This window comes from Gemmatimonadaceae bacterium, assembly GCA_019752115.1.
Taxonomy (GTDB): domain Bacteria; phylum Gemmatimonadota; class Gemmatimonadetes; order Gemmatimonadales; family Gemmatimonadaceae; genus Gemmatimonas.
Map to the genome: position 1 here is coordinate 247855 of JAIEMN010000019.1, position 22253 is coordinate 270107.

Annotated in this window: 18 protein-coding genes; 12 read left to right on the forward strand and 6 right to left on the reverse strand. The window is 64.9% G+C overall.

All coding sequences use genetic code 11. The annotated features are described in order from the left end of the window. Positions 1-190 precede the first annotated feature (190 nt). From K2R93_09530 to K2R93_09570, 9 genes are all read left to right on the forward strand, one after another. Positions 191-736 (forward strand): cob(I)yrinic acid a,c-diamide adenosyltransferase, encoded by a 546-nt coding sequence (locus K2R93_09530; protein MBY0490066.1) that lies wholly within the window; start codon positions 191-193, stop codon positions 734-736. Positions 737-803: 67 nt separating this feature from the next. Further along, positions 804-1874, forward strand: coding sequence for a 3-dehydroquinate synthase (aroB, locus tag K2R93_09535; GenBank protein ID MBY0490067.1), 1071 nt, complete (start codon positions 804-806; stop codon positions 1872-1874). A gap of 593 nt (positions 1875-2467) precedes the next feature. Continuing rightward, positions 2468-3373 (forward strand): RNA polymerase sigma factor RpoD/SigA, encoded by a 906-nt coding sequence (locus tag K2R93_09540; GenBank protein MBY0490068.1) that lies wholly within the window; start codon positions 2468-2470, stop codon positions 3371-3373. A gap of 156 nt (positions 3374-3529) precedes the next feature. Beyond that, positions 3530-3910 (forward strand): response regulator, encoded by a 381-nt coding sequence (locus tag K2R93_09545; GenBank protein MBY0490069.1) that lies wholly within the window; start codon positions 3530-3532, stop codon positions 3908-3910. Positions 3911-3979: 69 nt separating this feature from the next. Further along, complete coding sequence (locus tag K2R93_09550; GenBank protein ID MBY0490070.1) at positions 3980-5416, forward strand: FAD-binding protein; 1437 nt, start codon at positions 3980-3982, stop codon at positions 5414-5416. Then, complete coding sequence (locus tag K2R93_09555) at positions 5403-6530, forward strand: FAD-binding protein (GenBank protein ID MBY0490071.1); 1128 nt, start codon at positions 5403-5405, stop codon at positions 6528-6530. Before K2R93_09550 ends, K2R93_09555 begins: the two co-directional genes overlap by 14 nt. Next, the gene (locus tag K2R93_09560; protein ID MBY0490072.1) at positions 6527-7804 is read left to right on the forward strand and encodes a 4Fe-4S dicluster domain-containing protein; all 1278 of its coding nucleotides are present in this window, start codon (positions 6527-6529) and stop codon (positions 7802-7804) included. Before K2R93_09555 ends, K2R93_09560 begins: the two co-directional genes overlap by 4 nt. A gap of 13 nt (positions 7805-7817) precedes the next feature. Next, the gene (locus K2R93_09565; GenBank protein ID MBY0490073.1) at positions 7818-8432 is read left to right on the forward strand and encodes a hypothetical protein; all 615 of its coding nucleotides are present in this window, start codon (positions 7818-7820) and stop codon (positions 8430-8432) included. 74 nt (positions 8433-8506) lie between these two features. After that, on the forward strand, positions 8507-9559 hold the full coding sequence (locus tag K2R93_09570; GenBank protein ID MBY0490074.1) for a hypothetical protein: 1053 nt from the start codon (positions 8507-8509) through the stop codon (positions 9557-9559). Positions 9560-9631: 72 nt separating this feature from the next. Here K2R93_09570 and K2R93_09575 read toward each other — a convergent pair whose 3' ends face one another. Beyond that, complete coding sequence (locus K2R93_09575; GenBank protein ID MBY0490075.1) at positions 9632-9832, reverse strand: hypothetical protein; 201 nt, start codon at positions 9830-9832, stop codon at positions 9632-9634. Positions 9833-10163: 331 nt separating this feature from the next. On the opposite strand from K2R93_09575, the gene K2R93_09580 reads away from it, so the two are divergent. Beyond that, positions 10164-11618, forward strand: a complete 1455-nt coding sequence (locus K2R93_09580; protein ID MBY0490076.1) for a magnesium chelatase — start codon at positions 10164-10166, stop codon at positions 11616-11618. Positions 11619-11815: 197 nt separating this feature from the next. Then, entirely contained in the window at positions 11816-13966 is a 2151-nt protein-coding gene (locus tag K2R93_09585; protein MBY0490077.1) for a TonB-dependent receptor, read from the forward strand. 162 nt (positions 13967-14128) lie between these two features. On the opposite strand, the gene rfbB is transcribed toward K2R93_09585, so the two are convergent. Beyond that, entirely contained in the window at positions 14129-15178 is a 1050-nt protein-coding gene (gene rfbB, locus K2R93_09590; GenBank protein MBY0490078.1) for a dTDP-glucose 4,6-dehydratase, read from the reverse strand. 16 nt (positions 15179-15194) lie between these two features. Beyond that, entirely contained in the window at positions 15195-16493 is a 1299-nt protein-coding gene (locus tag K2R93_09595; protein MBY0490079.1) for an MFS transporter, read from the reverse strand. Positions 16494-16575: 82 nt separating this feature from the next. Here K2R93_09595 and K2R93_09600 point away from each other — a divergent pair, with 82 nt between their 5' ends. After that, positions 16576-17850, forward strand: a complete 1275-nt coding sequence (locus K2R93_09600; GenBank protein MBY0490080.1) for a VWA domain-containing protein — start codon at positions 16576-16578, stop codon at positions 17848-17850. Positions 17851-17890: 40 nt separating this feature from the next. Here K2R93_09600 and K2R93_09605 read toward each other — a convergent pair whose 3' ends face one another. Genes K2R93_09605 through K2R93_09615 form a run of 3 tightly spaced genes read right to left on the reverse strand, consistent with a single transcriptional unit; the run spans position 17891 to position 21978 of the window. Then, complete coding sequence (locus K2R93_09605; protein MBY0490081.1) at positions 17891-18673, reverse strand: sugar transferase; 783 nt, start codon at positions 18671-18673, stop codon at positions 17891-17893. Between the two features lie 9 nt (positions 18674-18682). Continuing rightward, positions 18683-19480 carry an SLBB domain-containing protein gene (locus K2R93_09610; GenBank protein MBY0490082.1) on the reverse strand — a complete coding sequence of 266 codons (798 nt, stop codon included), beginning with the start codon at positions 19478-19480 and terminating at the stop codon, positions 18683-18685. A gap of 53 nt (positions 19481-19533) precedes the next feature. After that, positions 19534-21978, reverse strand: coding sequence for a polysaccharide biosynthesis tyrosine autokinase (locus K2R93_09615; protein ID MBY0490083.1), 2445 nt, complete (start codon positions 21976-21978; stop codon positions 19534-19536). Positions 21979-22253 lie beyond the last annotated feature (275 nt).

Below are 22253 nucleotides of genomic sequence, written 5' to 3' on the forward strand. Positions count from 1 at the left end.
GGCGGGGAAAGACTGGTACTGCGGAAAGGCGTACGGCGGGAAGACGTACTGCGGGAAGACACACAGCGGGAAGACGTACCGCGACACCGCAGTAAATCGCCGTACGTCTTCCCGCAGTACGTCTTCCCGCCGTACGTCTTTCCGCAGTACATCAGTTCACCTCCCCCCCAAGCCGATTACCTTTCGCCCCATGAAGATCTATACCAGAACCGGCGACGAGGGCGCCACCGCCCTCTTCGGCGGCGGCCGCGTGGGGAAGGATCATCCGCGCGTGGAAGCGTACGGCGATGTCGACGAGCTCAATGCCTCCCTGGGGCTCGCGCGCTCGATCGACATGATGCCGCGCATCGATGAAGTGCTCGTGCCCATTCAGCGCGACCTCTTCGCGATCGGCGCGCTGTTGGCGACGCCGGACCATGAGAAGATGAAGGAGCAGCTCTCCAAGGCGCGCATCGACGAAGGGCGCATCGCGGAGCTCGAGCGCTACATCGACGGCTGCGAATCGGAGCTCGAACCGCTCAAGTCCTTCATCATCCCCGGTGGCACCCCCAAGGCCGCCGCGCTGCACGTCGCGCGCACGGTGTGCCGCCGCGCCGAACGGCGCGTCGTGCATCTGAGCGCCGAGGTCGAGCTCCCACATCTCGTGGTCATCTACCTCAATCGCCTCAGCGATCTCCTCTTCATGCTCGCCCGCGTCGCCAACAAGCGCGCCGGCGCCGGCGAAGTCACCTGGTAACTCCGCGCTGTTCGTCTTCCCGCAGTACGTCTTCCCGCAGTACGTCTTCCCGCCGTACGCCGAGAAAGTGCCCCTAGATCTCCCCCTCCCCTACCCCATCCACTGCGCCCGCGGCTCGCTCGTGCAGGCGGGGGAGATCGTGCGGGCCGTCGCCCCCGCCCATCGCGTCGCCATCATCTCCGATGAGAGCGTCGCGGCGCATCATGGCGCGGCCGTGGCGGCGCAGTTCACCGGGGCAAAGCTCTTCACCATTCCCCCCGGCGAGCACGAAAAGACGCGCGCCCGCTGGGCCGAACTCACCGACGCGCTGATCGCGTGGGGCGCCGGTCGCGATACCACCATTGTCGCGCTGGGCGGCGGCGTGGTCGGCGACCTCGCTGGCTTTGTGGCGGCGACCTACATGCGCGGCCTCCCCGTCGTGCAGGTGCCCACTACGCTCCTCGCCATGGTGGACGCGTCGGTGGGCGGCAAGACGGCCGTCGATACACCGGCCGGTAAGAATCTCGTTGGCGCGTTTCACAATCCGTCGGCGGTGATCATCGACCCCGACGTGCTGCGCACCCTCAGCGCCCCGCAGTTCCGGAGCGGGCTCGCCGAGATGCTCAAGCACGGCGTCATCGCCGATCGCGCGTATTTCGACGCGATGCTACACGCGCTCCCGGCGCTCTTGAGCGACGGCGCCGCCGCCGAACCGCTGCCGCGCCTGATCGCCGGCAGCGTGCACATCAAGGCCGACGTCGTCGCCGAAGACACGCGCGAAGGCGGGCTCCGTCAGATCCTGAACTTCGGCCACACGATCGCACACGCCGTCGAGAAGCTCCGCCAGTATCAGATGCTGCACGGCGACGCCGTCGCCATGGGCATGGTGGCCGAGGCGCGCATCGCCGAAGCGATTGGGCTGGCGTCACCCGGGCTCGCGTTGGCCGTGGAAGACGCCGTGCGCAGTGCCGGCCTCCCGAGCGCGCTGCCGAGCGATCTCTCTATAGAGGCGATCATCGCCGAGACGCACGGCGACAAGAAGGCGCGCGGTGGCGCGGCGCGCTATGCGCTGCCTCGCTCGCTTGGCGAAATGGATGCGGCGGAGGGGCGCTGGTCGGTGGCGGTGCCTGACGCCGTCGTCCTAGGCGCGCTGAGCTAGGACCGGCACTGGCGCGGGACGCGGGGGCTGGCGTGCGGCGCCTCACGGCCCTGTCCCGGGTTGGGAAACGCCGTGCCGGCGTTCCCAAGCCGGGACAGCGGCCGCTCGGACCGCACGCCAGCCCCCGCGTTTGCGATCTCAGGCGCGAACCGCTCTGACCTCTGACCTCCGCGCCCCAGGCGAAGCCGCCCGGGCGCTCCGGCGGGGGTGCGGCGCCGAGCGGTCGCTCTCCGGGCTTGGGAAGGCCGCCGGCGTTCCCAACCCCGGAGAGGACCGACTCGGCGACGCAGCGCCGCCGGAGCGCCCCCGCGCCCAACCAGCCCAGGCCTCGGAACTCAGGGACGAAACGCGAACCGCTGAGCGTTGCGTCCCCGCGACACTCAACCCGGGCCGCATGAAGATCCCCACACAACTGAGCTATCCGAGATCACATAAATGCTCGTCTGGCGCAAAACTGCCGGAAAAGTGTCGCTATACGTCAAAGACAGAAGATTTTTATTGACCGTCCAGAACCCGACCATTATCGTGGCGCTCCGACTCGACCAGTCCGGTCTCCCCCCGGATTGATCCCAGTACACGTACGGCGAGGGCGTATGCAGGCAGCTGCAACCAGAACCTCTGAGGCCCGCGCGAAGGGCTTCTTCCGTTCCGCTCCTTCCACCGCCTTCGACCAGTACTTACACGATATCCAGAAGCTCCCGCTCATCACCGATGCAGCCGAGGAGCGCCGCCTGGCCCGTCTCGCCCAGAAGGGCGATGAGGCGGCCGCGGAACGTCTGGTGACGGCGAACCTCCGGTTCGTCATCAGCTACGTGAAGAAGTATCAGGGACACGGCCTCGACCTCTCCGAACTCGTCGCCATCGGCAACGAAGGCCTCCTCAAGGCCGTCCGGAAGTTCGATCCCGACCAGGGCGTCAAGTTCATCTCCTACGCCGTGTGGTGGGTCCGGCAGGCGGTGCTCAAGGCGCTCGCCGAGCAGACGCGCTCCGTGCGCATCCCGCTCAACCAGAATTCGCAGCTCATCCGCATGGCGCGCGGCGAGATGGTCCTCAACCAGGTGCTCAATCGCGAGCCCACCGATGAGGAACTCTCCAAGCTCCTGCAGGAACCGCTCGAGCAGGTGCGCGCCGCGCGCCAGATCACGAGCACCGAAGTCTCGCTCGACGCGCCCATCGATCGGCAGGATCGCGAAGCGTCCACGCTCGGCGAGCGCTTCGCCGGCGAAACGCACGTCGATATCGAAGAGGGCACCGACTTCCGCCTCATGCGCGAGTTCATCGATCGCGTCTTCCGGAAGTACCTCACGCCGCGCGAGCGCAAGATTCTCTATCTCTACTACGGCCTCGACGAAGGGGCGGAAGCGATGACACTCGAGCGCATCGGTGCGCTCATGGGCGTCACGCGTGAACGCATTCGCCAGATCCGCGAACGCGCCTTCGAAAAGCTCCGCGAGTCGCCCGATGGCAGTGCACTCGCCGGGTTCTGGGGCGCAGCGTAACCGCGGCACGTCACCACTGAAGGCTCGGCGGAGAATTCTCCCCGCGTTGTGAGAATTCGGTTTATGCAATAGCTTCGAAGCGGGTGCTCGAGGAACTACGGGCACCCGCTTCGAGTTTGCGTCGTGGTCCGCTCGTGTCCTGTGGTGGGAGAGTCCGTGCCCCGTGTTCTGCTGATCGACGACGAAGCCGGTATCCGGTTCGCTCTGCGGCGCTTCTTCGAGCGCGCGCAGTGGAGCGTCGTGGAAGCCGCCGATGGCACCGAAGCCCAGGGCCAGCTCGCCGCGATCGCGGCGCAAACGGTTGAGCAGGTCGATCTCATCCTCCTCGACCTGCACCTCCCCGGCATCAGCGGCAGCCAGCTGCTCACCGATCTGCAAATCAGCAGCCCCGCCCTCGCCGCCCGCGTGATCCTCACCACCGGCGACGCCGTCGCCGACGCCGAACCCGGCACCCCGCTCGCCGAGCACCCACACGTGCTCCAGAAGCCGTTTGATCTGGGAACGCTGAAGGCCAAGGTCGCAGAGATCTGCGGTTAACCCGCAGTACGTCTTCCCGCAGTACGTCTTCCCGCAGTACGTCTTTCCGCCGTTCCAGTAGTTTTCGGCATGCAGCAGTCCCTCGCCAAAATCGTCGGCGCCAACTGGGTCAAAACCCGGCCGAGCGAGCTCGCCGCCTACGACGCCGACGGCCTCCCCGGTCACCGCGCCACCCCCAGTCTCGCCGTCTTCCCCGGCACGCGAGACGAGCTGATACAGGTCGTGCGCGAACTCGCCAAGACCGGCACGCCGTTCGTGCCGCGCGGCGCCGGCACGGGGCTCTCCGGTGGGTCCCTCGCCGAAGATGTGGTGCTCCTCGGGCTGCAGCGCCTCACGCGCATCATCAGCGTCGATCCCGTCAATCGCACGGCGCGCGTCGAGCCCGGTGTCGTGAATGTGCGCCTTTCACGCGCCACGCTGCCGCATGGGCTGCACTACGCGCCCGATCCCTCGAGTCAGACCGCGTGCACGATCGGCGGCAACGTCGCCGAGAATGCCGGTGGGCCGCACTGCCTCAAGTATGGCGTGACGCTCAATCACATCGTGGAGTGTGAAGTCATCCTCCCCGATGGCACGCTCACGCGCTTCGGCAATGCGCATGGCGAAACCGACGGCTACGACCTGCTCGGCTTGTTCATCGGGAGCGAAGGCTGCTTTGGCGTGGCGACCGAGATCACTGTGCGTCTCGTGCCCAACCCCGATGCCGTGCACACGCTGCTCGCGAGCTTTGCCAGTGTGGACGCCGCCGCGCGTGCGGTGTCGCGCATCGTGGCTACCGGCATCGTGCCGGCGGCGCTCGAGATGATGGACAATGCCACCATCCGCGCGGTCGAAGCGAGCATCTACACCGCCGGCTACCCCATCGACGCGGCGGCGGTGTTGCTCTGCGAGGTGGACGGCATGCACGAGGGGCTCGACGAAGACGTCGCCATCATTCGCCGCTGCTGCGAAGAGAGTGGCGCGAGCGACGTGCGCGTCGCCACCGCCGAAGCCGATCGAATGCGACTCTGGCAGGGGCGCAAGAAAGCCTTTGGCGCCATGGGGCGTATCGCGCCCAGTCTCGTGGTGCAGGATGCCGTCGTGCCGCGCACCAAGCTCCCCGAGGTGCTCGCGCGCATCGATGCCATCGCCCAGCACCACGGCGTGAAGGTGTGCAACGTCTTTCACGCCGGCGACGGCAACCTGCACCCCAACATTCCCTACGACGCGAACAACGCCGAAGAGAATGACCGCGTGCATCACGCCATGAGCGAGATCATGCAGGCGTGCATCGACGCCGGAGGCACCATCACCGGCGAACACGGCGTCGGGCTCGACAAACTGCCGTACATGGAGCGCCTCTTCAGCGCCGCGTCGCTCGACGCGATGTGCCGGGTGCGCAGCGTCTTCGACCCCGACCGCCGCGCCAACCCCGGCAAGGTCGTACCCGTGCGTGCCTGCCGCGAATGGCATGGCACGGCCGGTGTCACGTCGCCTCGCGACGGGAGCGCGCATGCAGTCGCCTGAGAACGCCGCGGCGCTCGCCGACATCGTACGCCACGCTGCTGCGCACGACACGCCGCTCCGCCTGGCCGGCAGCGGCACCTGGCAGCACGCCGGCGGCCCATTCGTGAGCGACTCCCCCGTCTCGCTCGCGGCGCTGCGCGGTGTCATCGCCTATGAACCCGGCGATCTCGTCATCACGGTGGGCGCCGGCACCACGCTCAGCGACCTCGACGCCGCCACCCGACCGCACGGCCAGATGCTCGCCGTGCATCCGTATGGCAGCCCCCACGGCACCATCGGCGCCTGCGTCGCCACCGCGAGCCCCGCACCACTCGCCCTTGGGGATCTCGCCACGCGCGACCTCGTGCTTGGCCTCGACGTCGTGACCGGCACCGGAGAAGTCACCCGCGTGGGCGGCCGCGTCGTGAAGAATGTCGCCGGATTCGACCTCGTGCGCCTGCACATCGGCGCCTGGGGGACACTCGGCGCGATCACCGAAGTCACGCTGCGCCTGCACGCCATTCCGCAGGTCGACGCGATCATGGTGGGCACGCTCGAACAGGACATCGCGCACGCGCTCCCCGCGCTCGTGGCGAACCGCGCGCCGCTGCCGATGATCGTGCGCCTCCGCCCCAATCGCCCCGCCGAAGTGTGGGCGCGCGTCAGCGGCAACACCCAACGCGCCGCCGCCCTCACCGATCGCCTCGCCGCGCTCGGCGTGACCGCCCTGTCGCACGTCGCGAACGCCGACGCGCTGCGCGAGACGCCCAGCAACGCCGTCGTCCTCCGCGCCCGTACCGCCGTCAGCGATGCCGCGCCGTTCGTGCTCGCGGCACAGCGCGCTTTCCCCGACGCCGAGCTGCTGTACGATCCGGCCAAGGGCTCGCTGCGCATCGTGCACTCGCTGGCGCAACTCGACGGCACCGGCGCCCCACTCGACGCGCGCATCGCCCAGCTCATGACCACCGCCGCCACCAACGGCGCGCAGCATGCGGTCAGTGTGGTGGTCGATCAGGGCCGCACCACCCCGCACACCCGCAACGCCATCGAGCAGGGCCTCAAGCGCGCCATGGACCCACGCGACGTGATGAACCGCTACGAAGGCGTACACGCCAGCGAACCGCAACACGCATGACGCTCCCGCTACAGCAATCCCCACTCGGCCAAGCGAAAGCCGGCCTCGATGCGTGCGTGCACTGCGGCTTCTGCCTGCAAGCGTGCCCCACGTACGTCAACCTCGGCGACGAGAACGACTCGCCACGAGGCCGTCTCGTGCTGATGCGCCGCATGCTCGACGGCGAGATCGCCCTGACCGATGATGCCGCAACGAAGCACATCGACCAGTGCCTCGGCTGCCGCGGCTGCGAAACCGCCTGCCCCAGCGGCGTCCCCTACGGCCACCTGCTGGAAGCGACGAGAGCCACCATCGCCCAGCAGCGCCCCATCCCGATTATTGCAAGAGCAGTCCTAAGCGTCTTCAATAATCACACCATCCTGCACCTAGCGCTCCGCGCCGCAAGACTTTTCCGAGACACCGGCCTCCCCAAGGCCCTCGCGCGTGTTCTCCCCCAGCGCCTAGCCTTCCCGCTAGCCATGCTAGCCAGCACCAAGCCCCGCAGTACGTCTTCCCGCAGTAAGTCTTCCCGCAGTACGTCTTCCCGCAGTACCCAAGAACAAGAACCGTCCGCCGCCCTCCTCACAGGCTGCGTCATGCAAGGCCTCTTCCCTCACGTCCACCAAGCCACCGAAAAAACCCTCCGCGCCAACCACCACACCATCAAGCAAGTCCCCACGCAGCGCTGCTGCGGCGCCCTCCACGCCCACGCCGGCGATCTCGCCTCCGCCAGGTCCCTCGCCAAGCAGAACATCGCCGCCTTCGAGCAGAGCAGCGTGGATGTGATCGTCGTGAACTCCGCCGGCTGCGCCGCGATGATGAAGGACTACGCCCATCTCCTGTCGGACGACCCCGTCTGGAAGTCGCGCGCCGCGCGCGTCAGCGCCAAGGTGCGCGACGTCTCCGAAGTCCTCGCGTCACACGGTCCCACGCCAGGCTCACAACCCGTCACGCTCCGGGTCACGCACGACGCCCCCTGCCATCAGCAGCACGCGCAGCGCATCACCGCGCCGCCGCTCACGGTACTCAAGTCCATTCCCGGGCTCACCCTCGTGCCGCTCGAAGACAGCGACCAGTGCTGCGGCGCGGCCGGCATCTACAATCTCATCGAGCCCGACGTCTCCGATCGCGTGCTGGCGCCCAAGCTGCAGCGCATCGCCGACACCAAGGCGCAGATCGTGGCGACCGGCAATCCCGGCTGCATGATGCAGATCGGCGCGGGGCTGCTGCTGAGTGGCAGCGACGCGCGCGTGATGCATCCGGTGGAGCTGCTCGCCGAGTCGTATCCCGACTGAGCGAGGTCGGCGTATGCGCGTGAACGTCCTGCTCTTCGACGGCTTCCTGATGGGGCAGTACGGCGATCGACAGCGATGCCTGTGCGACGCCATCATGGCGCGCGGGATCGACCCCATGGACGAAGCGACCTATCGCGTGGTGATCGAGAAGCTTGACGGACGCACCTTCGAGGAGGTGCTGCGCATGGGCTGGGCTACGCACGAGCTGGTGCAGCAGGATCCCACCCTCCTCGAGCTCATGGCGCTCGACGCCAACGCGCGGTATGCGGCGTGGTTGCGCGACGGCGCGACGATGGACCCACAGGTGCGTGAGCTGGTAGACGTGCTCACGAAGGACGGACAGCGCGTGATCCTGCGCGCCGATTCGCGTCGCCGTGACGTGGTCCCTTTTCTTGAGCGCTGGGCGATGCACGACGTCTTTGCGTTTGTACGCTGCGCCGATGACCCGCCGATAGCCGCGTCCATCTACCGCAGCAGCTTCTGCCGCTCGTGGGAGGCGATCATCGATCGCGTCACCCGGTGGGGCGTGGACCGCGCCAACGTGAACGTGATGGACGGCAACGACGACGCCAGAATGGTTGCTCTGCAGCTGTTGTCTGGCGCCCACGTCACCGAATTGGGATACTGAACGGGATCGGAAGTCGGCCGCCGCGTGATGCGGATGGCTGAATGCGCTGCCGGATCCTTGTACATTGAATATCGATGACCTCCCCAACGCCCGCATTGATCTACCCCGAGCCGCTGAGCCCTGCGGACATCGCGGCCTATGAGGAACTGCGTCGGAGCGCCGCCTGGTTTGAGTCCAAGGGCCGCTGGACGAGTGTGAAAGGCCCCAAGGCCGCCGAGGCGCTCAATGGGTTGGTGACCAACGACGTCCTCAATGTGCCGGTGGGCGGCGGCTGTCATGCCGTCGCGCTGTCGCCCAAGGGGAAGGTCGTCTGCGACATGCTCATTATCCGCACCGAGGAGCAGGCGTTCTACCTCACGATTCTCGCCCAGTACACCGACGCGTGGCTCGATCTCGCGCGCAAGTACATCAACCCGCGTCTCGCCAAGGTCGCCGATGAATCGGCGCAGTGGTCGACGTGGATGTTGTACGGCGCCGAGGCACCGCTGGTGGTGGCGAAGGCGGGCGGGGGGACGCACACGAACGACGAGCTCACGCACGGCATGGCCGCGACCTTGAGCGGCTGGCCCGATTGGCAGCATCAGGCGTGGAACATCGGGCCTGCCAGCGTGCGCCTCATTCGGGCGCCGCTCATGGGGAGCCTGCCGGGGTTCATCGTCCTGGCCGACGCGCTCGACGCCGATCTGGTGCGGAGCCGCCTCGAGGCCGCCGGCGGGCAGCAGGCCAATCGGTCCGTCTGGAACATCGCCCGCATCGAGGGCGGCCGGCCGGCGATGGGCGTGGACATGGACGAGAACACCATCCCGCAGGAAGCCAACCTCGACACCCTCGGCGCCATTTCCTTCACCAAGGGCTGCTACACGGGGCAGGAGACGGTCGCGCGGGTGCACTTCCGCGGGCATGTGAACCGGCATCTGCGCGGGCTCGTGGGCGAGGGGCCGCTGCCGCAGCATGGGCGCGTGCTCGATGAGACCGGCAAGGACGTGGGCGACGTGCGGAGCACCGCCATCTCGCCGCGCCTGGGGCCGATTGCCTTCGCGATGATCCGCCGTGAGGTCACCCCAGGCGCCACGGTGACCGTGGAAGGGGTATCGGCCCGGGTGGAGGCGCTCCCCTTCCCCGGGTAGCGCAGGAAGCTCGGGGGGCAAAAGCAAAACGGGGGGAGCGCCGAAGCGCTCCCCCCGTTTTCGTCGACCAGCTTACTTCTTGGTCGTGTCGGCAGCCGGGGCGGCCGGAGCGGCCATCGCGGCCGAATCCTTCTTGGCCGTGTCAGCAGCCGGGGCGGCGGCCGGCGCGGCAGCGGCCGGGGCAGCGGCGGCCGAATCAGCGGCCGGGGCCTTCTCTTCAGCAGAGCAGGCGGCGAGCACGAGTGCAGCGGCGACGAAAGCGATGCGCTTCATGGGGCGGACTCCATACGGTGCGGTGTGTGCGCCGTGCGTCCTATAAAGCGCACGGCCCCCTCGACAGAATTGCCGACGGGGAACTAACGAGCAGCGGAAATGTATGGGCAGGGGCCCGGGTGTCAAGGCTCTCCAGCTCGCTCGCGCGTTACCTGCAAGCGGTTGCCCTGTAAAGGTTTTCGCGAAAAAACCGGGCGTTATATAGATGAGCTCGCCAAAGGGACGACGTCGGGCACATCTCGCACGCCTCGTGCGCTCTACCTGCGGTACCCTCGGATTCGTCCGGACCGATTCCCGGCCCCGGACCCCGAGCCGTCTTCAGTCCGTTCCCGTGTCCCGACTCCCCGACACTCTCGGCGCGCTGCGCCGCTCCGGCTACGTCACCAACCGTCCGAAGAACGTCAAGGACGAGATCCGCCGTAACCTGATCGCCCGCCTGCAGGATGGCGGGCCGCTCTTCCGTGGCGTGCTCGGTTACGAAGAGACCGTCATGCCGCAGATCGTCAACGCGCTCCTCGCGCGCCACAACTTCATCCTGCTCGGCCTCCGCGGCCAGGCGAAGAGCCGCATCCTGCGCGCGCTCGTCTCGCTGCTCGATGAAGTGATGCCCGTCGTGGCTGGCAGCGAGGTGAACGACGATCCGTTCAACCCCATCTCCAAGTACGCGCGCCAGCTCATCGAAGAGCATGCCGACGACACGCCCATTGCGTGGGTCTCGCGCGATCAGCGCTACGTGGAAAAGCTCGCCACGCCCGATGTGACCGTAGCCGACATCATCGGCGACGTGGATCCCATCAAGGCCGCGCGCGGTGGGCATCTGTTGAGCGACGAGCTCACCATTCACTACGGCATGCTGCCGCGCGCCAACCGCGGCATCTTCGCCCTGAACGAACTCCCCGACCTCGCCGGCAAGGTGCAGGTGGGCCTCTTCAACATCATGCAGGAAGGCGACGTGCAGATCAAAGGCTATCCCGTGCGCCTCGCACTGGATGTCCTCCTCTGCTTCACCGCCAATCCTGAGGACTACACCGCGCGCGGCAAGATCATCACGCCGCTCAAGGATCGTATCGGCAGCGAAATCATTACGCACTACCCCGAGAGCGTCGATCTCGGCGTGAGCATCACCCGCCAGGAAGCGTGGACCAAGCGCGACCACGGCGTGGAGATCCGCGTCCCCGATCTCATCGAAGAAGTGGTCGAGCGCATCGCCTTCGAAGCCCGCGACGACAAGCGCATCGATAAGCGCTCCGGCGTGAGCCAGCGCATGCCCATTACCGCCATGGAAAACGTGGTGAGCAACGCCGAGCAGCGCGCGCTGCGCAACGGCGACAACGAAGCCGTGCCGCGCATCGCCGATGTGTACGCCGCCCTTCCCGCCATCACCGGCAAGATCGAACTCGAGTACGAAGGTGAACTCGTGGGCGGCGCCAACATCGCCCGCGAACTCATTCGCCGCGCCTGCGAACAGACGCTCCGCGCAAGAGCTGGCGATCTCGACACCGACGACATCGTGATGTGGTTCGACCAGGGCAGCGCCCTGCAGGTCTCCGACGACACGGCCTTGCCCGTCGTGCGCAAAGGCTTCGACCTGGTACCGGGGTTGGTCGAAACGGTGGTCGCACTCGGCCTTGCCAAGAAGGGCGACGACCCGATGATCGTGGTGGCGTGCGAGCTGGTACTCGAAGCGCTGGTCGCCCGCCGGAAGATCTCGCGGACGGACGCGGGCTCGTATGGCCGCGCGGAGCGGGAGTCGCGGAGGAAGCCGGGGCAGGAGTTTTACGGATAGTTCGGCGCGTCGGCCGGGGGTAACGGCCCGGCCTGCGGGAAGACGTGAAACGGCAAGACGAACGGCGGGAAGACGTACTGCGGTAACCGCGGTACGTCTTCCCGCCGTTCGTCTTCCCGCAGTACGTCTTCCCGCAGTTAACCCCCCATTAAGGCACCCCCATCCACTTTAAAGGAGGTCCCTAACCCCGCCCCCACATGTCCCGCTCCCTCCGCGTAGCCGCGGCGCTCTGCGCCACGGCCAGCAGTCTCACCGCTCAAGTCTCCCCCCCACAAGACTCCGCCAAGCGCGACTCCCTCGCCCGTCGCCTCACGCCTTACAACGTCCGCGCCACCCGCAGCGAGGCCAGTCCCTTCGTCTCGCCGCTCGCCATCACGCGCATCGGCAAGGACAAGTTCGACGCCAAGGCGGGCTTCGGCCTGAACGACGCCATGGCCGGCGTCCCCGGTGCGCTCGTACAGTCGCGCTACGGCACGAGCGATGTGCGCATCACCATCCGTGGCTTCGGCGCGCGCGGCGCCGGTGATCGGAGCAACGCCGGTACCTCGCGCGGCATTCGCGTGCTGATCGACGGCATCCCCGAGACCGAGCCCGATGGCCGCACGGCGTTCGACAACGTCGATCTCGCCGCGGTGGAAGGCATCGATGTCATCCGCTCCAACGCGAGCGCACTCTGGGGCAACGCGGCCGGCGGCGTGGTCAACATCAGCACCGTGCCCGTGGTGGACCGCCCGCTCGCGGCGGCCACCGTGCAGAGCGGGTCGTTCGGCCTGCAGCGCTACATCGCGCAGACCGCCGCGCCGCTCGCCAATGGCGGCGTGGCATACGCCACGTTCGTGAATACCACGTTCGACGGCTGGCGCGTGAACTCCGACGCGCGGCGCGTGCTGGTGAACACCGGCATCGTGGCGCCGGTGGGCGAGAAGACGCGTGTGCGCGTGCACCTCACCGGGGCCAACAACCTCTTCCACATCCCCGGTCCGCTCAACGATGTGCAGGTGGCGGCCGATCCCAGACAGGCTAACGCCACCTACAACACGCGCGACGAGCGCCGCTACAACCGCCTCGCCCGCCTCGGCGCCGGCATCGAGCAGCAGATCTCGCCGCGCGCCACAGTCTCGGCGATGGCATATATCAACCCCAAGTACCTCCAGCGCTCCGAGCGCGGCACGTTCCGCGACTTCACCCGGTACCACGGCGGGGCGAACGTCGCCTACAACCGCATGGACACCGTGAGCGCCACGTTCAAGAACCGCTTCACGATGGGCGTGGATCAGGCGTACCAGGACGGCGCGATTCTCTTCTACTCGCTCAGCGCCACGGCCGGCCGAGGCACGACGCTGGCGGACAACAAGAAGGAAGGCGCGTACAACAGCGGCGTGTACGTCGAAGACGAGCTGCTCTTCAACAGCAAGCTCGCCCTCTCGCTCGGCGCGCGCGCGGACGGCATTTCGTACTACTACAAGAGCTTCATTACCCCGAAGCGCGACGCGAGCAAGACGTTCTCACAAGTGACGCCCAAGGTTGGACTGTCGTACCGCCTCACGCCCACGCACCAGTTCTACGCCAACATCGGCGGCGGGGTGGAAGCGCCGGCCGGCAACGAGACAGACCCCGCGAGCACCTTTGGGCAGGATACCGTCACCGCCATCAACCCGCTCCTCGAGCCCATCCGCTCGTACACGTACGAGGTCGGCACCAAGCATATCGCCACCGTGAACGCCGGCCTCATCACCGGCGTGAGCTACGATGTCGCCGCGTATCTCACGAACGTGAGGAACGAGATCGTCCCCTACCGCGGTGGCCGCTTCTACTTCACCGCCGGCGAGGCGCGCCGTACCGGTCTCGAAGTCTCGCTGAGCGCGCAGGCCAAGCACGGCTTCCGCCTCGACAACGCGCTCACGCTGAGCAAGAACACGTACGAGCAGTACGTCGTGGACTCCGTCCACTACGGCAAGCCCGGCGCCAAGGCCGACTACAGCGGCAACCTGGTGGTTGGCGTGCCGAAGTGGTTCTACAGCAGCTCGCTGGTGTGGTCCAACCCGAAGGCGCCTCTCGGCCTTGGCTGGTCCGTGGGCGTCCAGGGCATCGGCGATTACTACGCCGACGACGCGAACACCGTGAGGATCCCGCAGGCGCATCTCCTGAGCGCGACGCTCCGCGCCGACCGGCTGGTGCAGGCGCGTGATGTGACGCTCAAGGGATTTGTAAGCGTGGAGAACGCAGGCGACCGGCGCTTCATCGGCTCGGCGTTCCTGAACCCCGACGTGGTGGGCGGGAAGCCGCTGGCGTTTGAGCCGGGGATGCCGCGGGCGATTACGGTGAGCTTTTCGGTGGTGCGGCGATAAGGAGGAGATGTACTGAACTGCGGGAAGACGTGGGGCGGGAAGACATACAGCGGGAAGACATACAGCGAGATGGCAGCGAGGACGCGCAGCTGTCGCAGTAAGTCTTCCCGCTGTAAGTCTTCCCGCTGTAAGTCTTCCCGCAGTACGTCTTTCCGCATTCAATCACTGTGCCCCCGCCCCACTGAGGAAGGCCTCAACCGTACGCCGCAATCCCGTTTCCAGCGACTCCGCCGCCCTCCATCCCACCCGCTCGCGCAGCTTCGTCGCATCCAGCGCATACCGCATGTCGTGCCCCGGCCGGTCCGCGACATGAGTAACCAGTGCTGCGCAAGCGGAGCCGCGTGCAGCCGGGCATTCGGGGTATCGCGCGCGCAGCGCCGCATCCGCGGCAAAGCGCGCATCGAGCTCGGCGCAGAGGGCGCGCACTAGCTCCAGGTTCGTGCATTCACGCCCGGATCCGATATTGAACGACTCGCCGGCAACATCGGCGAGCAGGATGGACTCCACGGCCGCTGAGTGGTCGTTCACGTAGATCCATTCGCGCTGCTGCAGCCCGCTGCCGTAGATGGGGAGCGGTTTCCCGTGCAGCGCATGGGTCAGCATCAGCGGAATGAGCTTCTCCGGGTACTGTCGCGGCCCATAGTTGTTGGCGCAGTGGCTGATGCTGTACGGCAGCCCATGCGTGCGGCCCGCGGCGCGCACGAAGTGATCGGCGGCCGCCTTGCTCGCTGAATAGGGGGAGCTGGGGCGATACAGGCTCGCCTCGGTGAACGGCGCGGCGCCCGGCGCGAGGTCGCCATAGACCTCGTCGGTAGAGATCTGGTGAAAGCGCACGCCGCTGCGCCATGCGCCCTGCTCGCACCACGCGTCGCGCACCGCATCGAGCAGCACCTGCGTGCCCCACACATTGGTGCGTACGAAGGCATCAGCCGAGGCGATGCTGCGGTCCACATGACTTTCGGCGGCGAAGTGCACGACGGTCGTGACGTCATGCGCGCGCAGTACCGCACTGACCAGCTCACGATCGCAGACATCACCGTGCACAAAGACCACGCGCCCGCTCGCCTCAAGGTTCGCCAGTGACGTGCGATTACCTGCATAGGTGAGCGCATCGAGCACCACCAGCCGGTCGCCGGCATGATGCTCGGCCCAGTAGTGCACGAAGTGCGAGCCCATGAAGCCCGCCCCGCCGGTGACGAGGAGCGATCGCATGCCCAACTCTAGCGCCTCACACGAGGCGCCAGAAGTTCGAACGCCGGAGCGCAATGAGCGACGCCCCCATCAGCACCGTGGCCGACATCGCGATCGCCGCACCGGCGCCGATCGCCCGGGCGAGCGCGCCCAGCACGAAGGCGCCAACCGCCTGCGACAGCCCCACGAACACCAGGCTGTAGAACCCCATCAGCCGCCCGCGGTAACGCTCATCCACCAGCAGTTGCAGCACGCCGTTGGACATCGCATTGAACGCGATCATCGCCACGCCGGTCGCAAACAGAATGACATACGCCAGGTGCACGCGCGTCGTGAACGCGAACGCCATCACCAGCGCCGGGAAGGCAATCGCCGCCGTCATGATCAGCGGCCCCTTCCGCGCCCGGTGCGACAGCGGCCCCGCCACCATGAGGGCCCCGAGCAGCCCGCCCACCCCCAGCACCGCGAGCAGGGCCCCGTACCCCCCGGCGCCCAGATTCAGCTGATCCCGCGCCATGACCGGCATGAGGGTGAGGAACGGCCCGCCAAAGATCGCGCCGATAGTCACGAGGGTGAGCAGATCCCGAACCGGCCCCGGCTTCGCGAGGAAACGCAGCCCGTCCAAAGCCCCCGCCGTCGCCGCAGTTAACTGCCCCCTGACCCCTCCCCCCTGGCTCCTGAACTGCGGTGCCGGTAGATCGATCAGAAACAGCCCCCAGAGGACGAACACAAACGAGAGGGCATTCAGCCCGAAGCACCAGGCAATGCCGAACCGGCTGATGACTACGCCGCCGAGCGCTGGTCCCACCACGCGCGCCAGGTTGAACCCGCTCGAGTTGAGCGCAATCGCCGGGGCCAGGTCCTCCCGCCCCACCAGCTCGATGATCATGCTCTGCCGGGCCGGCACCTCCACCGCGCTGCAAATCCCCTGCACCAGGCTGAGCCCCAGCAGGATGGGGACCGACACGTGCCCCGTGAGGGTCAGCAGCCACAGGGCGGCCGCCTGAAGCAGGAAGGCCGTCTGGGTGATTTTGGCGATCCGGAGCTTGTTGCCATGGTCCACCAGCGCGCCGGCGTGCATGCTGAAGAGCACGACCGGGAGGGCGCCAATGGAGGCGACCAGGCCGACGATGAAGGCGCTGTTGGAGAGCTGGAGGGAAAGCCACCCCACCGCCATCGTCTGCATCCAGGAGCCGATCAGCGACGAGGTCTGTCCCAGCCAGAAGAGCCGGAAGTTCCGGTGCTTGGCGAGCACCCGAAACGGGTTCGCCGAGGGCCGCCCGGTGTTGGCGGTCTCAATCGGGGAGTCGGGGAGGGATCGCGGGGCCGGTTCCATGCGTACAGTAGGAGTATAGCGGCCGTCTCCCCCCTGACCGCTTCCGCCTGACTTCTGAATTGCGGTCCATCCGCCCGCTCTCATGCGTTTCCATACGTACACCAAGTTCAATCCCCAGCTCTCGGACGCCGTGGACCTCCAGTCCCTCCTCGACCAGCTGGCGGATTTCCTCCTGCAGAGCGGTTTCGCGGGCGGCGAGCAGGGGTTCTGGGGCGAACCGGGAGAGGACCCCGACCGGTCCATCGATGCGCTCAAGGACGCCATTCTCCGCGCGCTCATCGAAAGCGGGCAGATCACCCCCGAGATGCTCGAAGCGCTCCGCGGTGAGGGCGACGAAGTGAGCGAGGCCAAGCTCGCCGAACTGCTCGACGGGCTCGTACAGCGGCTCATTCAGGACGGCTTCCTCTCCGTCGATCAACCTGGGCTCATGCCCGCCGGCCATCAGCCGGTGACCGGCAAGGGCTCCATCGCGCAGGCCGCCGCCAAGGACGTCCAGTTCAATCTCACCGACAAGGGCGTCGACTTCCTCGGCTTCAAGACGCTGCGCCACCTCATGGGCTCCTTCGGCAAGTCGAGCCTCGGGTCGCACGACACGCCGCAGCTCTCCACCGGCGTGGAGAGTGATGCGTTCAGCAAGCCGTACGAGTTTGGCGATACGCTCAACCTCGATGTTCCCGGCACACTGGCGAATGCCCTCGCGCGCACCGGTTCACTCGATGTGCCCATCGATCTCGACTACAGCGACCTCATGGTACGGCAGAGCGAGTATCGCTCCAGCTGCGCCACGGTGCTGATGCTCGACTGCTCACACTCGATGATTCTGTACGGCGAGGATCGCTTCACGCCGGCCAAGAAAGTGGCGCTCGCCCTCACGCATCTCATCAAGACGCAGTTCCCGGGCGACACCATTCGCGTGGTGCTCTTCCACGACAGCGCCGAGGAGATCCCGATCGCCACGCTCGCCAAGTCGCAGGTGGGGCCGTACCACACAAACACCGCCGAGGGGCTCAAGCTGGCGCGCCGCATTCTGATGAGCCAGAAGAAGGACATGCGGCAGATCATCATGATTACCGACGGCAAGCCCAGCGCGCTCTCGATGCCCGATGGAAGGATCTACAAGAACTCCATGGGGCTCGACGGCTATGTGATCGCCGAAACGCTTCGCGAGGTGGCTGCGTGTCGCAAGAGCGGGATCATGATCAATACCTTCATGCTCGCTCGGGACCGCGCGCTGGTGGAATTCGTGAAGCGCGTGAGCGAAATCAGCCGAGGGAAGGCGTATTTCACCAACACGATGAGCTTGGGGCAGTTTGTGTTGATGGACTTCCTGAAGAAAAAGACGAAGCGGGTCAGCTGAAGGCTGACCCGCTCGGGAAGAATCGGTATCGGCTGGCGAACTAGCGGCTACCGATCCGGAAGACCATGACCGGAATGGTCATGAGCATGATGCGAATGTCTTCCCAGAGCGACTGGCGACGCATGTATTGAATGTCGAACTGCACCTTGCGGCGCACATCGTCGATGGTCTCGTCGTACGGATTCGACACCTGCGCCAGCCCGGTAATGCCCGGTTTCACACGCTGACGTACCGGATACTCATCGATCTGCTCACGAAGGCGCACGAAGATACTGGGGCGCTCAGGACGCGGGCCCACGATGTTCATATCCCCGCGCAGCACATTGAAGAGCTGCGGCAGTTCGTCGATGCGTGTCTTGCGGATGAACTTGCCCACCGCCGTCACGCGGTCGTCGTCCTTCTTGGCCCATACCGCTTCACCGTTCTTCTCCGCATCGACCTTCATTGAGCGGAACTTGTAAATCGTGAAGGGAATGCCGCCCAAGTCTTCGCGACGACGATCATGTAGCGCCCACGTACGATTCCAGCGGCGATCGATACCGACACGAACCTGCGTGTAGAGAATTGGACCGCGCGAAGTTAGGCGGATTACCAGAGCAGTCAGGGCCATGACCGGCGCGGCGATGATACTCATGATAAGCGCCAATGCGAAATTGAACGCACGGCACAGCAGATCGGACCGCTCGCGCGGTTCGAACTCATCCCCGGGTCCAGTCGCCTGCAGAATGGCCGCATCACTCGCTGGCGTCATCGTCTCACGCGGCTTGGCCGCACGAGTACCAGTGGCAATAGGAATGACAGAGGCTAGAAATGGAACGGACATACCGAGGCGTTAGCCGTCTTTCCGGTTGTAGTACCACATCAGGAACTGCAGTGCGGCGAAGAAGAGCGAAGAAACTACGAAAGCGAGCTGAAGTATTGATTGAAAACTGAGCTTCCGCTTCTCAGGAATGCGAACCTCGTCGCCACTCTGAATGTCAATCTGTTCTAGGGTCCTTCCGTCCTTTACGAGGCGCGAGGATTCCTTGGCGCGCAATAGCACCTTTCCGCCTCGACTTACTTCAAGTTGCTTCAGATTTGCATCGGGGTTCGGCCCTCCAGCCAACATCACCAAATCACTCACTGGTCGATCAGGCGAAGCGTAGAAGTAGCCCGGGTTACGCACTGCGCCGAGGATCGCTACTCGAGTCAAAGCACTCGTTCGAACAGATACCCCCCGCAAGTATCTCGCCACATGCGCACTCATGCGTTCGTCGAGTTCAGACCTAAGGACTCCTCGAAGTGAAATGTCCGGCAGACTGAAGACAGCGACCTTAAGGCTGTCTCGGACGGATGCCGTGTCTGAACGGGTCGAATCTCGACGCATTGTAATCAAAAACCGATCACCAACGTGGAAATCACCAATTTCCAATCGGTTACGAAGGGCAGTCAGCTCCTCGGTCAGACGCCCTCGGGACTCACGCTTCAACCTCGTATCCGTGAGCGCGCGCTCCACCTCAGTCGCCCGCTGGGCGAGCTCTGCCCGTGTGGCACGCTGCGCTCCCGCCGGAGTTATGGCCTGACCACCACTCTTGCTCCCAGGAAAAACGAGGAGCGCTGCAACAACTACCGCAGGGATTGATGCACGCATGCGACAGGACGATGTACCTAAGGACTGAGCCAAAAACTTTAGGGCTTTGGAATTCACGATTCCCGCCCGCGATTTAGCGCTGCTCTCTTGTCCCCCGGTTCCGAGATACGCGCCGGCTCTTCGTCATGGGCCGCATACTCTCGGTAGTAGGAATAGTACTCGTAGACGCCTGTCAACTGGATCCCGTTCAGTACCGCGCCCATCACACGAACTGGCAAAGTGTCCACCACGGCCATCTTTGCCTTCGCCATCTTCCGATCCGTAATTCCAGCCCGCAACACGAGTGCCATATTGCCGGTGGCCGTCGCGAGAGCGTAAGCATCAAAGCCCGCGCCAAGCGGCGGCGAGTCAACGATGACAACATCATACTCTGCTGTCATCTGACCAATAAGCTGATTCAGGCGAGGAGTGGCCAACAACTCCGGAGCGCGACGACGACGCGCGCCGCCAGGCATAATCGTCAAGTTCGGGTGTGACGCCGTCGGTTGAAGTACTTCGGCAATCAGGGCAGTGCCATCGAGATATTCCACAAGTCCAGGACGAGTTTCGCATCCGAAAGTCTTTGCGAGTTCCCCCCTTCTAATGTCTCCGTCGATCAAAAGAGTTCGGGAACCGGCCTCGGCGAAACTCAAAGCTAAATTCGCGGAGATTAGCGATTTACCGTCATTGGGACCCGGGCTAGTAATCGTCATGCAGAGAGGGCGTGATGGATCAGCAGCGTACCGTACATTCATGCGAATGGTACGAAACGCTTCTACCACCTGGGCCGCCTGATCTGCCTGACGACGCTTAACACGAGTGTCGATCACCGGTACGACCCCAAGAACGAATAAGCCGAGATCGTCTGTTGCCTGCTCCGGATACCTGAAGCGTTTGTCAACCTGATCCAGAAGAATTGCCAAGAACACGCCCAACGCGAGAGCCGCAGCGATTGCTCCGAGAATAATGACTGGCGCCGTGTTTCGCGTTGGTTTGAGGGGTGGAACCGCGGGACTGAGAATGCTCACATCGGGAATCGTCGCGGCTTCCGCCAACTTGGCTTCCGCCGCCTTTAGATTGAGATTGCGATACATATCAGCGCTCACTTCAACATTCCGCTTGAGTCGCTGCTCCTCGATCGTTCGGCTAGGAATGCTCTTGAGATCCTTGCTGCTCTTGTCGATCTCGGATGTGAGCGTTTGCTCGCGCAATCGCAACTGCGCTACATAGCCCTGCAAGGCAGCAGGAACCAGCGTGCTACGAACGCTCGCGAGTGCCGCCTGCTCGTCCCGGACTTGTTGGGCTTCATCAGTATAGGTCTCGCGAAGTTTCCGGAGCTTGTTTTCTCGTTCATTTTGTTCAGAGAGAACCTTCCGAAGGTTGTCAGCCGCCGGATCGGTCGCCGCAATCGGAACCGACAGCACCGCTTCCGCGGAGATTGGCGTGCCCGCTCGTGCTTGGTTCAGTATCCGCTCGAGACTCGTCCTGTCGCGGGAGTATGCGTCAGCCTGAACCTTGTCCCTGAAATAGTTTTCAAAGACAGGGCTGTTGGTCATTTCAATGCCCGGCTGGATCGTCTGCCTTTCGCTCGGTTCTGTAACCGTGCGAACGCGAAAACTCTCTAGAGCGTTCTCAGCTTCCGTAAGCGATCTTGCAGCATACTGCTGCTGCCCTTCGAGGATGCTCGCCTGATATGTGATGTTCTTCTTCTTCAGTGCTGTGGCCACTGCCACGAACTGCTCGACCCATGCGTTGAGAGTGGCCGCAGATCGCTGCGCATTCTCCCCTGTCATGCGAAGAAAAAGAAAGGACGAACCTTCGTTAAGCGTCATTCTGAGCTTACGGATCAACAGCTCGGACGCCTCTCGGGGCGTACGAACGGTGAATTCGATGTCTTTCTTTCCCCCAAGTTGTTGAAGCGTTGGCTGCCACTGGAAGCCAAGCTGGCGACCGATAGAATCACCGACGATGCCTTTCTCGACTTCAACTCCAGCCTTCAACGAAAGGACGTACCTGCCATTAGAGATCGCTATACGGTAATCTCCTGGTCGCAGGCGCTGCTGATCCGCGCGAAATCCACGGAACGCTGTGCTGTCACCATCGCGCTTGGGCTCAAGAAACAAGCCGAGATTCGTGACAACGGGATCTGCGATTGCATAGGATCGAAGAAGGTCTTGCCATCCGGAAGCCTTCAGAAGTTCCTCTGCCTGGATGGGTCCCCGCTCGCCCTTCCCGTCCCGATTGGTCCCCGTGCCCTGTTCGAGCAGGATTGTGGCACTTACCTCATACTCAGGCTCGATGAACTTGGTCGCCCCCCAACCGGCGCCCGCTCCCACCAACCCAAGCAATACGATCAGCCACTTAAAGCGCGAAACAGCCGCCCAATAGCGCTGAAGGGTAGGCCCCTTAGGCGTCGACGAATCATTGCCACCGTCCCAGTCCCCCTGCTGAACAAATTCCGGGGAAACCTCGGCGCCGCTCTCTCTTTGGCTGACGGATTGGATCTGCTGACCGGACATTAGAAATGACGGGATGGGGATCAGGCGTAATGGTCTGACCTTAGACGGCCTAGGAATGTCGCTGGCAACACGGTGCGGCGTAAGCGCACCGGCCACGCCGCAACAAAGCAACATTTGCGTGACGTTTTGGGACCTGTTGCAGTCATGAAACGCCAACTGTCGTGCAAAAGCGACGATTGGCGCTTGACTCCGGGCAGTCCTTGCCGTAATTCGCCCTGTTCAGGTTGGCCAGTCGCAGCCTCACTGCATCATTTATGTAGTGAGACAACCGCACC

Excerpts from the sequence above, each read along its gene's own strand:
- K2R93_09530 (MBY0490066.1), top strand. The coding sequence starts at position 191 with ATGAAGATCTATACCAGAACCGGCGACGAGGGCGCCACCGCCCTCTTC.
- K2R93_09540 (MBY0490068.1), top strand. The coding sequence starts at position 2,468 with ATGCAGGCAGCTGCAACCAGAACCTCTGAGGCCCGCGCGAAGGGCTTC.
- K2R93_09550 (MBY0490070.1), top strand. The coding sequence starts at position 3,980 with ATGCAGCAGTCCCTCGCCAAAATCGTCGGCGCCAACTGGGTCAAAACC.
- K2R93_09555 (MBY0490071.1), top strand. The coding sequence starts at position 5,403 with ATGCAGTCGCCTGAGAACGCCGCGGCGCTCGCCGACATCGTACGCCAC.
- K2R93_09560 (MBY0490072.1), top strand. The coding sequence starts at position 6,527 with ATGACGCTCCCGCTACAGCAATCCCCACTCGGCCAAGCGAAAGCCGGC.
- K2R93_09565 (MBY0490073.1), top strand. The coding sequence starts at position 7,818 with ATGCGCGTGAACGTCCTGCTCTTCGACGGCTTCCTGATGGGGCAGTAC.
- K2R93_09570 (MBY0490074.1), top strand. The coding sequence starts at position 8,507 with ATGACCTCCCCAACGCCCGCATTGATCTACCCCGAGCCGCTGAGCCCT.
- K2R93_09575 (MBY0490075.1), bottom strand. The coding sequence starts at position 9,832 with ATGAAGCGCATCGCTTTCGTCGCCGCTGCACTCGTGCTCGCCGCCTGC.
- K2R93_09585 (MBY0490077.1), top strand. The coding sequence starts at position 11,816 with ATGTCCCGCTCCCTCCGCGTAGCCGCGGCGCTCTGCGCCACGGCCAGC.
- rfbB (MBY0490078.1), bottom strand. The coding sequence starts at position 15,178 with ATGCGATCGCTCCTCGTCACCGGCGGGGCGGGCTTCATGGGCTCGCAC.
- K2R93_09595 (MBY0490079.1), bottom strand. The coding sequence starts at position 16,493 with ATGGAACCGGCCCCGCGATCCCTCCCCGACTCCCCGATTGAGACCGCC.
- K2R93_09600 (MBY0490080.1), top strand. The coding sequence starts at position 16,576 with ATGCGTTTCCATACGTACACCAAGTTCAATCCCCAGCTCTCGGACGCC.
- K2R93_09605 (MBY0490081.1), bottom strand. The coding sequence starts at position 18,673 with ATGTCCGTTCCATTTCTAGCCTCTGTCATTCCTATTGCCACTGGTACT.
- K2R93_09610 (MBY0490082.1), bottom strand. The coding sequence starts at position 19,480 with ATGCGTGCATCAATCCCTGCGGTAGTTGTTGCAGCGCTCCTCGTTTTT.
- K2R93_09615 (MBY0490083.1), bottom strand. The coding sequence starts at position 21,978 with ATGTCCGGTCAGCAGATCCAATCCGTCAGCCAAAGAGAGAGCGGCGCC.